Source organism: Acinetobacter sp. BIGb0102, assembly GCF_003815055.1.
GTDB classification, from domain to species: Bacteria; Pseudomonadota; Gammaproteobacteria; order Pseudomonadales; family Moraxellaceae; genus Acinetobacter; species Acinetobacter vivianii.
Genome location: NZ_RKQE01000011.1, coordinates 52187 through 66500 on the forward strand (window position 1 = coordinate 52187; position 14314 = coordinate 66500).

At 40.1% G+C, this 14314-nt stretch carries 9 protein-coding genes and 1 pseudogene; 6 read left to right on the forward strand and 4 right to left on the reverse strand.

The features are described from left to right. Window positions 1-2 precede the first annotated feature (2 nt). A pseudogene (locus EC846_RS06435) lies at window positions 3-2775 on the forward strand (M1 family metallopeptidase). Between the two features lie 55 nt (window positions 2776-2830). On the opposite strand, the gene EC846_RS06440 reads toward EC846_RS06435, so the two are convergent. The 4 genes from EC846_RS06440 to EC846_RS06455 form a co-directional block, all read right to left on the reverse strand. Then, the gene (locus EC846_RS06440; protein WP_123774604.1) at window positions 2831-4195 is read right to left on the reverse strand and encodes an L-cystine transporter; all 1365 of its coding nucleotides are present in this window, start codon (window positions 4193-4195) and stop codon (window positions 2831-2833) included. 356 nt (window positions 4196-4551) lie between these two features. Beyond that, window positions 4552-5136, reverse strand: a complete 585-nt coding sequence (locus EC846_RS06445) for an anthranilate synthase component II (protein ID WP_004773708.1) — start codon at window positions 5134-5136, stop codon at window positions 4552-4554. A gap of 288 nt (window positions 5137-5424) precedes the next feature. Next, the gene (locus EC846_RS06450; protein ID WP_123774605.1) at window positions 5425-7227 is read right to left on the reverse strand and encodes an aminopeptidase P family protein; all 1803 of its coding nucleotides are present in this window, start codon (window positions 7225-7227) and stop codon (window positions 5425-5427) included. Continuing rightward, window positions 7224-8765: a peptide MFS transporter gene (locus EC846_RS06455; RefSeq protein ID WP_123774606.1), complete on the reverse strand. Its 1542-nt coding sequence runs from the start codon at window positions 8763-8765 to the stop codon at window positions 7224-7226. The genes EC846_RS06450 and EC846_RS06455 overlap by 4 nt, the downstream gene beginning before the upstream one ends. A 733-nt stretch (window positions 8766-9498) precedes the next feature. Between EC846_RS06455 and glnA the strand changes: the two genes are divergently transcribed. The 5 genes from glnA to EC846_RS06480 all read left to right on the forward strand — a co-directional run bounded on the left by glnA (window position 9499) and on the right by EC846_RS06480 (window position 14303). Further along, window positions 9499-10914 carry a type I glutamate--ammonia ligase gene (gene glnA, locus EC846_RS06460; RefSeq protein ID WP_171067042.1) on the forward strand — a complete coding sequence of 472 codons (1416 nt, stop codon included), beginning with the start codon at window positions 9499-9501 and terminating at the stop codon, window positions 10912-10914. Between the two features lie 126 nt (window positions 10915-11040). Further along, window positions 11041-11532 carry a chorismate--pyruvate lyase family protein gene (locus EC846_RS06465; RefSeq protein ID WP_123774607.1) on the forward strand — a complete coding sequence of 164 codons (492 nt, stop codon included), beginning with the start codon at window positions 11041-11043 and terminating at the stop codon, window positions 11530-11532. 15 nt (window positions 11533-11547) lie between these two features. Then, complete coding sequence (ubiA, locus tag EC846_RS06470) at window positions 11548-12429, forward strand: 4-hydroxybenzoate octaprenyltransferase (RefSeq protein ID WP_123774608.1); 882 nt, start codon at window positions 11548-11550, stop codon at window positions 12427-12429. A 110-nt stretch (window positions 12430-12539) separates the two neighbouring features. Beyond that, entirely contained in the window at window positions 12540-13985 is a 1446-nt protein-coding gene (locus EC846_RS06475; protein ID WP_123774609.1) for a lipase family protein, read from the forward strand. A 111-nt stretch (window positions 13986-14096) separates the two neighbouring features. Then, on the forward strand, window positions 14097-14303 hold the full coding sequence (locus EC846_RS06480) for a hypothetical protein (protein ID WP_004773701.1): 207 nt from the start codon (window positions 14097-14099) through the stop codon (window positions 14301-14303). Window positions 14304-14314 lie beyond the last annotated feature (11 nt).

Consider the following 14314-nt stretch of genomic DNA (forward strand, 5'->3'; position numbering starts at 1 on the left):
ATGTGTGGATGCAGCGAAGTGGTACACCATTTGCTGCGTCTTTTTATTTTAAAAACTACAGAGGACAGATCTCCTATGTTGGTCAAACCTTCATTAAAAAAACGATTGCTACTTACGACATTAATTTCTTTATCCGCAACACAGATTTTTGCATCAAATAGCAAAGAACAAATTCCAATTGGAAAATTACCTGAATGGGTTGTGCCTGAATCTTATGATTTAGACTTTAAAATTGATCCTGCTCAAAAAGGTTATACGGGCAAAACCACCATTCATTTAAAACTCACTCAAGCGACCGACCATCTGTGGATTCATGGCAAATCCTTGTCGGTAAAAGAGGCGAGTATTAGCTCCGTAAATGGGCAGAAAACCAAAGCCAAATATGAGCAAGCTTCAGAAGTTGATGGCGTGAGTGTGATTAAATTTGCCAAGACCTTAGCTGCTGGACAATATCGTTTAGTACTGGATTTTAATGCAGATTATGATCAGCAACTTGATGGTATTTATAAAATTGAGTTTGAAGGTAAACCTTATGTCATGACTCAAATGGAAGCCATTAGTGCCCGTCAATCTTTCCCATCTTTCGATGAACCACGTTTTAAAACGCCGTTTAATATTCGTCTGACCATTCCAGAGAAATATTCAGGTTTTGCCAATACCAATCAGACATCAGAGCAGACCGATCAGTCAGGTTGGAAAACTTTAAGTTTTGCACCGACCAAACCATTACCAACTTATTTGCTTACGCTAGCAGTTGGGCCTTGGCAATTACAGAAAGGGCCAGATATTACTGCAACACAATGGCGCAAAGACGCCATTCAACTGCGCGGAATTGCACCAGATGGTAAGGCTGCAAAAATGCAGCATGCTTTATCGGAAACCCCTGCAATTTTAAAAACACTAGAAGATTATTTTGCTTTTGGCTATCCCTTCGACAAATTAGACTTGCTTGCTGCGCCTGACTTTGCTGCGGGAGCAATGGAAAATCCCGGGTTGATTACCTTTAGAGATTATTTGATGCTACTAGACAAAGATTCACCTGTGTCATTTGTACAAAGCTCTTTTAATGTCAATGCACACGAGTTGGCACATCTGTGGTTTGGCGATGTGGTAACGATGCCGTGGTGGGATGACTTGTGGTTGAATGAATCTTTTGCCACTTGGATGCAAAGTAAAATCACCCAACAATTGCACCCTGAATTCAATGCTGATCTAGAACGAGTCGTAGATACGGCGGGCGCGATGAAAAGCGATAGCTTGGTGAGTGTACGCCGTATCCGCCAGCCAATTTTAAGTAATGCCGATATTCAAACTGCTTTTGATGGTATTACTTACCAGAAAGGCGCGGCTGTTTTAAATATGTTTGAAAGTTATTTAGGTGAGGAAAGGTTCAAACAAGGTGTACGGAATTATATTAACAAGCACCAATATGGTAGTGCCACCGCCAATGATTTAATTAGTTCCCTTGCAGAACAGTCTGGTCAGGCTGAGCGTTTTAGCAAAGCGGTAAAAAGTTTTATTGATCAACCGGGCGTACCTTTGCTAAATACCTCATTGCAGCAACAAGGTAATAAAGTCTTTTTAAATGTGAAACAAACTCGCTATTTACCAGTCGGTTCAAAAGGGGATGCAAATAGCCTTTGGGGCGTACCATTATGTGTACGCTATGAAGTTCCAAATGCGGCAAGCAAAGTCCAATGTGAACTGATTGATCAAGCAGAAGCCAAAATTGAACTCAAAGGTGCAACAATCAAGAGTTGGTATATTCCAAATGCAGATGCAGCAGGCTATTACCAATTTAGTTTACCTCAACAGGAACTTGCTCGTTTGACAGCAGCAACAGCAAAACTCTCCAATACTGAACAATTGGCCTATGCTTATGCGATTTCGGCAGCATTTAATCATGGTGATATTAACTTGTTGGCGGTGGTGGATGTTGCGAAGAAGTTTGCTCACTCGAATAGCCGCCAAATCAGTACCGCATTATTTCAGCAGCTTAGCGTGATACAACGTCATGTATTGAAAACAGACGCTGAACGTGAGCATTTGAGAAAGGTTCTGGCGAATTTATACTTACCAAAACTGAATCAGTTGGGTTATACCAGTAAAGCAGGTGAATCTGCCGAAGATAGTTTATGGCGTAGTGAGTTGGCGCAGTTCCTTGCACTGGATATTCAGGTACCCGAAGTTCGTCAAAAACTCTTAAAGCAATCGGATGCTTTATTTGAACAGAAGCAACTGAACTTTGCCCAACTCACGCCAGAATTATTACCCACGATTCTGGCAGTACGGGTTCAAGAAAAAGGGCAGCCTGTATTTGATCGTTTAGCAGGGGAATTACAACGGATTACTCAACCGACACAACGTCTGGCAATTCTATCTGCTTTAGGCTCAGCCAATCAGGCAGATACACGTCAGCAGGCACGTCAGCTCGTTCTTGATCCGCGTGTGAAGGTGGGTGAAGTACGTACGGTGATTAACGCCATCAATAACTATAGCGGTGAACAAGGTGGATTGTGGTCATGGTTTAAATTAAATCATGATGCAGTATTTGACCGTTTAGGGAAGTCTTCTGCGGGACGTTTCCCTGCATTGTTTAGTGGCGCGGCATGTACTCAACAGGAAGCGACACAGTTGAATAATTTCTTTGCACCGAGAACCAAAGAACTGGTTGGGGTCGAACGCGGCTTAAATCAAACCAAAGAACGGATCCAGCTGTGTGAATCTTTAGTTGCAAAACAGGATGGCTCCATCGTGCAACAATTGAAGTTGTAATTTACTAGCCATAAAAAAGCCAACATTGTTGTTGGCTTTTTTATTTTAATACGATTTAAGCATCATTATCGGGTTGAGGATCCCTTACCCCCAATAACTGACTGGTTGCTGTGCCAGCGGTCATTGAACCATTTACATTTAATGCGGTACGTCCCATATCAATCAAAGGTTCGATTGAAATCAGTAAAGCCACTAAAGTAATTGGTAAGCCCATCGCAGGGAGTACGATTAAGGCAGCGAAAGTCGCACCACCACCTACACCAGCAACACCGATTGAACTAAGCGTTACGATGACAACCAGTTGCGCAATCCATAACGGATCCAGCGGGTTGATACCAACGGTTGGGGCAACCATGACAGCAAGCATTGCAGGATATAAACCTGCACAACCATTTTGACCAATCGTCGCACCAAATGAAGCCGAGAAGCTGGCAATCCCTTCAGGTACACCCAATTGCTTGGTTTGTGCTTCAATATTCAGTGGAATACTGGCTGCACTTGAGCGACTAATAAAAGCAAAGCTTAAGACTGGGAAGACTTTCTTGAAAAAGTCGACTGGATTGATGCGTACAAACACTAAAATCAAGGCATGGACTAGGAACATAATCGCAAGGCCGAGATATGAAGCAACAAGGAATTCGCCCAATTTTACGATATCGGCAAGATTGGCTGTTGCGACCATTTTGGCCATTAAGGCCAGCACACCATAAGGTGTAAATTGCATTACCAAACGAACCAGACTAATTACGAGCGCTTGTAATGCTTCAATACCATGCTTGATTCTTTCGCCATTTACAGGGTCTTTATCCATCAGCTTTAAAGCCGCAACACCTAAAAATGCAGCGAAAATCACCACACTGATAATGGCAGTAGGACGAATACCTGTTAAATCAGCAAATGGATTTTGAGGAAGTAGAGAAAGCAGAAGTTTTGGTATATCTAGATCGGTGACTTGCCCAATATATTGACTTTGAATCGCAGCTAAACGAGCAGCTTCTTGGGTACCTTGTACCAGACCTTCGGCGGTTAAACCAAATAGGTTAGTCACGGTAGCCCCCACCAGCGCGGCAATCGCCGTGGTTGCTAACAGGATGCCAATCACTAAGACACTGATTTTTCCAAGCGACGTTGTCTGATGTAATTTCACCACGGCACTGACGATTGAAACGAAAATCAGCGGCATGATTACCATTTGTAATAGCTGGATATAACCATTACCCACAAGGTTGAACCATGCGACAGAGTGTTCAATAATCTGACCATCACCATATATGGTTTTAAGTGCCAGACCGTAGATGATACCCACCACCATACCGATCAGAACTTTCTTTGAAAGGCTCCAATCTTTTCGGTAGGAAAAGAACAATCCTGCCATAAGCAGGACAAAAACAATAATATTCAATAAAACCAAGGTATTCACTATAGGTTGTCCTGATTGATATTTCAGGGAGTGCTAAAAATAATGGCGTAGATTCTACCATCCAGCAGCCCTGAAACTTAATCATTCCTATGACTATAGTTAATCTAAAAAAGTAAAAAGGGCGGTGTTCAATCTGAAATCCTATCGCACGTTTACTTTTTCTATTCTGTGAAAAGTGGATTAATTATTGAAAAAGAATGATTTGTTTTAAAGTAATAGATTGTCTTTTAATTTTAAAGCTTAAAAAATAATCAGTTTGTATGAGTTGTATATTGTTTTTATATGTTCAAAATAAAAACAGCCTATTGGATGGCAATAGGCTGTTTTAATACTGAAATTAAAAAGTCAGTTTTGGTTTAAGCATAAAGCTCTAGGAAGTTTTTAAAAATTTGATGTCCATGCTCACTCAAAATTGATTCAGGGTGAAACTGAACGCCTTCGACTGGAAGGGTTTTATGTTTAACACCCATAATTTCCTCAATCGTGCCATCAGCCTGATTGGTCCAGCAGGTCAGTTCTAGGCATTCTGGTAACGTTTCTTGCTCAATCACCAGTGAATGATAACGTGTCGCTGCAAATGGAGAAGGGAGATTGCTAAAAATCCCTTTATCTGTGTGATGCATGTCGGATAAGCGACCATGCATTACGGTTTTCGCGCGAATAATGTTTCCACCGAATGCCTGTCCAATTGCTTGATGACCTAAGCACACGCCCAATAAAGGAATTTTTCCTGCAAAGTGATTGATCGCTGGAATAGAAATTCCTGCTTCACTTGGAGAACATGGCCCCGGTCCAATCACTAAATATTTTGGCTGCCATCGTTCAATATCCTCTAATGAGACTTGGTCATTGCGAACTACTTTTACTTCCTGATTCAACTCGCCAAAATACTGGACGATGTTGTAGGTAAAAGAGTCGTAATTGTCGATCATTAGAAGCATTTTATATTCAACCTATTGAATTTAAATGATATTTTTTATTGATGCGGTTTTGGTACTCAATTTGATACTCAATATTGGTAAAGTACATATAAAATAAAGCCACCTCAATAGGTGGCTAATATAACAAAAAATGAAGTGACCAGTTTAACTATTTCATTCATTACAACTTTGCAGGAAAAAGCTTTAACGGGTATCCAAGTACTTTGAAAATAGGGATGAAAACAATCAAGGCAGAATAGGCTTTTCTTTAGAAATAAAAAACGATTCTGCCTCAGTCATGGAAGAAGATTAAATCTTACGGGTGTTATAAATCAGCCAGTCTAAAACCTCTCCAGAGAGATGTTCAGCCAATCTTTCTTGAACGGTTTGATGGTAGTGATTTAACCAGTCTTTCTCTTCATTGCTTAGCATATCAACAACGATGCAATCTAAATGGATTGGGCAAAGTGTAAGTGTTTCAAACTCTAGAAATTCACCGTAGGTTTTTTCAAAACCAGCGTGGAACTGGTTTGCAACCAGATTCTCTATGCGAATGCCGTATTTACCTTCATGATATAGCCCCGGTTCATTGGAGATAATCATTCCCTCACGCAATTTGCTATAGGCATGTATCGGCGCGTAATAAGAAAGTACTTGTGGCCCTTCGTGAACGTTAAGCGCAAAACCTACGCCGTGACCTGTTCCATGACGGTAATCTAAACCCTGTTGCCATAAAGTATGACGACAAATTGAATCGAGTAAAGGTGCAGCTAAACCTTCTGGGTAAATGGTTTTTGCCAAAGCAATATGACATTTTAAAACCAGTGTATAGTCACGTTTTTGTTGTTCTGTCGGTGTCCCAACGGGAACAACACGGGTAATATCCGTTGTTCCATCTATGTACTGTCCGCCAGAGTCAATCAGTAATAAACCATCACCTTCGATCAATGAATAGTATTCTTGAGTAGCACGGTAGTGGGGTAATGCACCATTGGCATTAAAGCCAGCAATCGTTGAAAAACTTGGGCCTATAAATCCATCTTGTTGAGCTCGAAAGGCAGTAATTTTCTCATCAATGGTCAGTTCTGAAATATTCTCTTGATGATGAAGTGCTTGTTCTAGCCAGTGGAAGAAATGGCAAAGGGCAACACCATCTTTAAGCATGGCACGACGGATATGCGCAATTTCACTTTCATGCTTGCGTGATTTAAAAAGTGTACTTGGGTTGATGTCGTATACAACCTGAATATCATTTGCGATAGCTTGTTGGTGATCAATCGATACTTTGGCTGGATCTAACAGTACAGACGCATCAGAAATATTCGCTAAAAATCTAGCGGTATCTTGATAGTTATAAATCTCAATACCATCAGCTTTGAACGCTTCTTGTGTGGTGAGATCTACCTTATTGCGATCAACAAATAAAACAGCCTGTTGAGAACTGATATATAGGTGTGAAAGGAATACAGGGTTGTACTCTACATCTTGTCCTCGTGCATTTAACACCCATGCAATATCATCTAAAGATGAAATGAAATGGCCTTCAATCGCCTTACTGTTTAACGTTTCCCGTATTGCCTGAATTTTTTCTTTACGAGATAGAGCATTTAAACCTTCCGGCATTAAATGGATATTCTTTGAAGGAAGTTCTGGACGATTAGACCAGATCAAGCCGATTAAATCTTGTCGTGTTTCAAGTTTTAAGTCGTGTTGTTTAGCCGTATTTTCCAAAGCCTTAAACTGCTGGATTGAAAGCGTTTGCCCATTAACAGAAATGACCGAACCAGACTGTAGATTTTTCTCCATCCAGGCGAGATGTGTCGACGATTCATCACTGGTCAATTTTTGTAATTGGAAGCCAGTTCCAGCGAGTTGTTGTTCGGCTTGTACCCAATAACGCCCATCAGCCCAGAGTCCTGCAAAGTTTTGGGTCACAACTAATGTGCCGACAGAGCCACTAAAACCGCTTAACCACTGCCTTGCTTTCCAATAGTCTGGTAAATACTCTGACATATGTGGATCTGCACTCATGACAACCAGAGCATCAACGTGTTGATGGATCATGAGTTCACGAAGTTTCGCTAGTTTTTCTGGAACAGTTAAGTCGTTCATATCGTTTCCAAATCAGGTTGAACTTTGCTGGTGCTTTTGCCCATTAATTTGTTCATTGGTTTCTTTAATAAAAATAACACGATTGCGCCAATAACTAAGGCCAATACGCAACGCATAAATAGGGTGGGTAAATTTTCGATAGCATCTGCTGCGACTTGTCCACCAATCAAACCTGCCATGAGGTTGCCTAAAGCTGAACCCGTGAACCATAGTCCCATAATTTGTCCACGAATGACATCTGGAGCAAGTTTGGTCATGGTCGATAAACCAATCGGGCTTAGGCACAGCTCTCCTAAAGTGAGCAGCAATAAAGCACCGACTAACCACAAGGGTGAAACCAGACCATCGCTAATGGCAAAATGGCTAGCCAGAGACATCAGTAAAAATCCGCTTGCTGCCAGTAAAAGTGCAATAATAAATTTAGAGATATAACTAGGGTCTTTGTTCGATTTGCCTAGTCTTGCCCACAGCCATGCAGCAATTGGAGCAAAAATAATAATAAAGAGGGCATTAATCGACTGGAACCATACGGTTGGAATCTCAAAACCTAAAACATTGCGGTTGGTATAATCCTGAGCAAATAAATTAAATGAGGTTGGCTTTTGCTCAAAAGCGGACCAAAAAAGGGCAGAAGTGATCAATAGAACAAAACAAATGATAATTTTAAATTTGTCATTTTGATCTAAATTGAGGAAAAGCAGTAAATACGCAAAATAGGCAATAATTCCAATACCAATCCCTACAGTTAAATAGGTCGCGACAGCAACAGGGTTGATGTGAATGATGCCAAAGAACGTTAATGCAATAACAACCGCAACTGCGAATAAAAAGCTAAATACAATTTTAGGTGCATTTTTATTTTCTACGACAGGTTTGCTACAGCTGTTGGTTTCTTGACGTAACTTGTTAAAATTTTCGAGTTGGGGAATTGCCATAAAACGGAAAATTAATAAAGCAATGAGCATCCCAAGGCCACCAATACCAAAGCCTAAATGCCAGCCATGATCTTTTACCAATAGCCCTGTAATAAGCGGGGCAATAAATGACCCCATATTAATTCCCATATAGAAAATGGAAAAGCCTGCATCACGTCTTGCATCTTGAGCTTTATATAAAGTTCCAACAATCACCGAAATACATGTTTTAAATAGTCCAGAACCTAAAACAATAAGTACTAAACCAAAATAAAAGAAAGACTGATCAAAAACAGGCGTAAGCGCAATTGAGAGATGACCTAAGGCAATAATAAGAGAGCCATACCAGACAGCACGTGCTTGACCTAACCAATTATCTGCAATCCATCCACCGAAAACGGTCATTAAATACATGGAACCTGCAAACAATCCCACAATCGCTGCGGCAGTAGGTCGATCAAGTCCTAGACCACCGTCATTGACCATGGCAATCATATAAAGGATCAGTAAAGGCCGGATACCATAATAGGAAAATCTTTCCCAAAGCTCGGTGAAAAAAAGCGTTTGTAAAGGCTTAGGATGGCCAAAAAAAGCTTTATCCGAACGTTCAAAGTCATATTTCATTAATCAAATCCTTGAATGATTTTAAGTTTTTATAAACATAACTTTGAGTTTGTTTATTAATAATAAAAATTTATGTATACGATTTTTAGTTTTTTTTAATTGTAAAATCAAGTTTGGCCTGTATAAAAAAAGTGAATGAAAAAGAACATGAATAGTAAAATTTATTTTCCGTCTGATAATAACAGCTCTACGCGAACGGGTTTGAGTTGCTGCTTAAACAACTGTTAAATCGTGCACCTAATAAGAAAAATTCATAAAATGAAAAAATATTAATTGGATTTTAAATAAAGAATATCGCCTATGGATGAATAGGTTAAGCAAGAAATTTTATTTGTTGAAATAAACCAAAACATTCATTGAACAAGAGGCTGTAAAAGATGCGATTATTTTTCGTGTTATCCGATAAGAATCTCAGCATTCTATATAAGAAAGTATTATGATCATGAACGATTGTTTGAAATTGATGCAGTGTGTTATATCAGTGCAACAATTTTGCACCAAATTGGGGCGATAGTGAGCTATTTAAATATGCCATAATTTGAAAATGTGTGAATATGGTGCATTTACACAAGCAAACAGTATAATGAGTTCAAGACAAGGAGCCTAAATCATGATTACTTATAAGTAATTCAATGTTTTAGGTATGCTTTAAAATTGTTGGTATGATAATTGCTAATTATACATCAACACCTAACACGCACTTAACAAGTGCATAAAAATTTCATTGGAGCAAATGAGCATGGCGAACAAGGTCCTTCAACTCATCAAAGAAAGTGGCGCAAAATGGGTCGATTTTCGCTTTACTGATACTAAGGGTAAAGAACAGCACGTAACTTACCCAGCTGATACCATTGATGAAGATACATTCGAAGACGGTAAAATGTTTGATGGTTCTTCAATTGCTGGCTGGAAAGGCATTGAAGCGTCTGACATGATCTTACGTCCAGATGCTGAAACTGGTTTCCTTGACCCGTTCTTTGCTGAACCGACTGTTGTTGTGACTTGTGACGTTATCGAGCCATCAACTGGTCAAGGTTACGAGCGTGACCCACGTTCAATTGCTCGTCGTGCTGAAGAATACTTAAAATCTACAGGTATCGGTGATACTGCATTCTTTGGTCCAGAACCAGAATTCTTTGTTTTCGACGAAGTGAAATGGGACATCGACATGTCTGGCGCGCGCCACACATTGATCGCTGAAGAAGCAGCTTGGTCGACTGGTAAAGACTATGAAGCTGGTAACTCTGGTCACCGTCCACGTGTGAAAGGTGGTTACTTCCCAGTTCCTCCTGTTGATTCTTCACAAGATATGCGTGCTGACATGTGTGCAAAAATCGAAGACATCATGGGCCCAGGTCGTGTAGAAGTACATCACCACGAAGTTGCATCTTGCCAGTTAGAAATTGGTGTAAGCTTCAACACTTTAGTTCGTAAAGCGGACGAAGTACAACAGTTCAAATATGCAGTTTGGAACGTTGCTCACCAATATGCAAAAACAGCAACCTTTATGCCTAAACCAATGGTAGGCGATAACGGTTCGGGTATGCACGTTCACATGTCAATCTCTAAAGATGGCAAGAACTTGTTTGCTGGTGATGAATATGCTGGTTTATCAGAAATGGCATTGTTCTTCATTGGTGGTGTGATCAAGCATGCTCGTGCATTGAATGCGATTACAAACCCTTCTACAAACTCGTATAAGCGTTTGGTTCCACATTTTGAAGCGCCAATTATGCTTGCTTACTCAGCACGTAACCGTTCTGCTTCGATTCGTATTCCTTATGTTTCTAGCCCGAAAGGCAAGCGTATTGAAGCACGTTTCCCAGATCCAATGATGAACCCGTACTTAGGTTTCGCGGCATTGTTGATGGCTGGTCTTGATGGTATCCAAAACAAGATCCACCCAGGTGAAGCTGCTGATAAAAACTTATATGATCTTCCTCCAGAAGAAGAAGCAAAAATCCCAACAGTTGCTCACAGCTTGGATATGGCACTTGAAGCACTTCAAAATGACCATGAGTTCCTGTTAAAAGGTGGCGTGTTCACTAAAGAAATGCTTGATGCATATATCGAACTTAAAACTGAAGAAGTTCGTCGTCTTAACACAACGACTCACCCAGTTGAATTTGATATGTACTACAGCCTGTAATACATCCCTGATTCAGAAAAGCTCGCTTCGGCGAGCTTTTTTTATGTTTTTGATTCGGTTGAAAGTCATACTCTTTTTTGAAAAAAAATCATGTACACTAATCGCGATGTTTTTAGTGAGCCAAGCATGCGAAATTTACGACCAAACAGAATAAAAGGAAAAGAGCTTCCTGCAGTATTAAAAAAATGGTTGTACGCATCAGGATCATTGACCCAACAATTGACTGATTTAGGTCAAGGTCAGTTTCATGTTGAACGCATTAAAGAACATTATCAGCGCCTGACTTTGAATGACAGTCAGTGGATGAAAATGCCAGCGCAGCATGTGGCATGGGTGAGAGAAACCAATCTTTATGGCAACGAAGAGCAGGCTTGGGTAAAAGCAAAAAGTATTTTTCCAATTTTAAGCTTGCAAAAAAAGGCGAGACTATTTCAGCATATTGGTAATAAACCGATTGGCTGGTTTCTGTTTCAGAGAACCAGTCCAGCTTGCGAGAGACGCGTCATTTATCTTGAAGAGGGATGGACACGTCAGAGTTGCTATACTTGGCATGGTTGTAAGTTTATTGTGCAGGAAACATTTTTACCCGCATTTGAACAGTTTATTCAACAGCATTGACGCCTAAGGATTATCATGGAAACAGTGCAACACACGACTTGGCGACAACGTTTAGAAGCCTATTATTACCTTTGTCGTTTTGATAAGCCGATTGGCACAGAATTAGTATTTTGGCCAACCATGTGGGCGTTATGGATTGCATCCAAAGGAATTCCAGATCTCAAAATCCTGTTTATTATGATTTTGGGTGTTATTTTTATGCGTGCCGCTGGTTGTGCGATTAATGATTTTGCTGACCGTAAAGTAGATGCGCATGTTGAGCGAACCAAAACACGTCCTTTAGCAACAGGAGTTATTCGTGCTAGAGAAGCTGTTTTTGTGTTTCTGGCCTTGGTGCTGGCAAGTGCTGCCTTGTTATTTTTTCTGCCGATTGAATCATTTTACTGGTCTTTTGGGGCATTATTCTTAGCGTTTATTTATCCTTTTATGAAGCGCTATACCAATTTACCGCAAGTATTTTTAGGTGCAGCATTCTCATGGTCAATTCCAATGGCGTATACAGCTGTTGGGCAAACGCCTGATTTAACCTGCTGGCTGCTTTATTTTGGTAATTTGGCGTGGACAGTGGCTTACGATACTCAATATGCAATAACCGATCGTGAATATGATCTAAAAATTGGGGTGAAATCGACTGCTATTTTATTTGGTCGTTATGATATCCAGATAATTGGTCTGCTTCAGGTAATGAGCCTGATCTTGATCGGCAGTGCCTTGTATTTGGAAAATCTTTTATTGCCCTTTGGCTTGATTGCATTGTGCGTGGTCGCGGGTGATTTTATTTATCAGGCCATAAAAACCAAAGATCGGGATCCACAAATCTGTTTTTGGGCATTCCGTCACAATCGCTGGGTAGGGATGATTATTTTTATCGGAATTTTTTTAGAATTAATAGCTTAATCTGACTATCTAGTTGAAAAGTGTCCTATGCAGGGCACTTTTTTTATGCCTTAATAAGGTGGCATGTAGTTTCATGCACAAAAATAACACAAGCATTAAAAGGATATTTTATGAAACGGTCTAAGATCGCATTGGCAATGACGTTCTCAATTTCTGCATTATTTTTAACTGCGTGTAATGACAATGATGATCGTTATACGGGTAGTGATTCAAATAAAACTTACCTATTCGAAAGCAATTATGCCATTGATACAGTAAATAATGCTTCATCTATTAAAGTCATGACCTATAACATGGCGAATGTACAAGGTAAAACCGCTACTGCGACAGCAATGGTGTTATTTCCGAAAGTAGCTCAACCTAAAGATGGTTATCGCGTCGTGGTTTGGGAGCATGGAACAGTTGGTGTGGGGGATGATTGTGCGCCAAGTAAAAATCTAATTAATCCACGTTTTAAAATCCTTGCTGATACTTTATTAGCGGCAGGTTATGTCATTGTTGCACCTGACTATGAAGGTTTAGGTACACCAGGAGTTCATCCTTATCTAAACTTAGCCAGTGAAGCTAAATCTGCGATTGCTGCGGTACGAGCTGCAAAAGACCATTACGGTTCGCAATTGAAGGGAGATTGGATGTCGATTGGTCAATCTCAAGGTGGTCATGCTTCATTAGGTACTGCTGAGTTTGCTAATACCGATACAAGTTATAAAGGTGCTGTAGCGGGCGCGCCAGCCTCTAGCTTAGGAACAATTATTCAGATTTATATTGACCCTCAATTCAATCTGGATGCCAATGGAAAACCTAAAGGGGTGAACAAATTAGATGAAAACTTGCAGCAAGTGCGTTATGCGGTAGCTAATAAGTTATTAACTCCAGAACAAGGTCAGGCAAAAATTGAGGAAATTGCAGATGGTTATGCAGAGTTGCTAGCATATGCTGCATTAGCAAGTGCGGGTATTAAGGCACAATCTCCTAACTATGATTTGAAGACGATTTTTACCTCGGGAGCGGCTGACATTGCAGAATTGGCTCATGGTCGTACAGGGGATGATGGTGCATGTTTAAGTTATCCTGATCCTAATAGTGCAAATGGATTACAAGAGAAATTTAAAGCAGGGATTTTAGAGTTCTTAGTAGATCCTACGCATCAAATTGCGCAGTATGGTATAGATCTAAATAAATTTAAAAGTGACCCTGTTGTTCAAAACTTTTTAGAATCAACTCAACCAGCGACAAATGCGACAGCAGCGAAAGTAATTAAAACACCTGTACTGATGATTCAAGGTGAGAAGGATAAGGCCGTATTGCCAGTGGTTACACAAGGCTTATGGGCAAATATGAAAGCCAATGCTTTGAAGTTTTTCCCGCAAGCAGCTTACGATAAAGGCTATCAATTAACGATTGTACCTAATGCGACACATACACAAGCAATTGTATGTGAAAATGCAAACGCAGTAGACTTTATTCAAGCCAATATGTCAGCGGGTACGGGTGTTGTTTTGACTGATGCCCAGAAAGATGCCAGCCAAAGTCCTCACTGTACAGGTAAGTTCTAAATTTAGTTTTTATTTCGATCTAAATTTCAAAAAAGAGTCTCTTTATCGAGGCTCTTTTTTGTTATATTGTTGCACTTGTTAAAATTGATGTCGTTTGAGTTTAAATCGCTTATGAGCCAGCAGCCTGTTGAAAAAAAATCAGTTCCTTGGTTATTAATGGGTTTGGGATTATTAATTCCAATTTTTATTGTAGGGATGGCTTTTCTGGCAGCTAAAAGTGATGCGCAAACCAAGAAAAAATATGATCAGCAACATGCTGAAATTGCCAAAAAATTTGAACAGCAAAAAAGTGCTGATCAAGCAGAAAAAACTGAATAATCTCCTTAGCA

What these genes read in the sequence shown, in the direction of transcription:
- EC846_RS06445 (WP_004773708.1), bottom strand. Translation starts at nt 5,136, where the DNA reads ATGCTTCTAATGATCGACAATTACGACTCTTTTACCTACAACATCGTC.
- EC846_RS06450 (WP_123774605.1), bottom strand. Translation starts at nt 7,227, where the DNA reads ATGAACGACTTAACTGTTCCAGAAAAACTAGCGAAACTTCGTGAACTC.
- EC846_RS06455 (WP_123774606.1), bottom strand. Translation starts at nt 8,765, where the DNA reads ATGAAATATGACTTTGAACGTTCGGATAAAGCTTTTTTTGGCCATCCT.
- glnA (WP_171067042.1), top strand. Translation starts at nt 9,499, where the DNA reads ATGAGCATGGCGAACAAGGTCCTTCAACTCATCAAAGAAAGTGGCGCA.
- EC846_RS06465 (WP_123774607.1), top strand. Translation starts at nt 11,041, where the DNA reads ATGCGAAATTTACGACCAAACAGAATAAAAGGAAAAGAGCTTCCTGCA.
- ubiA (WP_123774608.1), top strand. Translation starts at nt 11,548, where the DNA reads ATGGAAACAGTGCAACACACGACTTGGCGACAACGTTTAGAAGCCTAT.
- EC846_RS06475 (WP_123774609.1), top strand. Translation starts at nt 12,540, where the DNA reads ATGAAACGGTCTAAGATCGCATTGGCAATGACGTTCTCAATTTCTGCA.
- EC846_RS06480 (WP_004773701.1), top strand. Translation starts at nt 14,097, where the DNA reads ATGAGCCAGCAGCCTGTTGAAAAAAAATCAGTTCCTTGGTTATTAATG.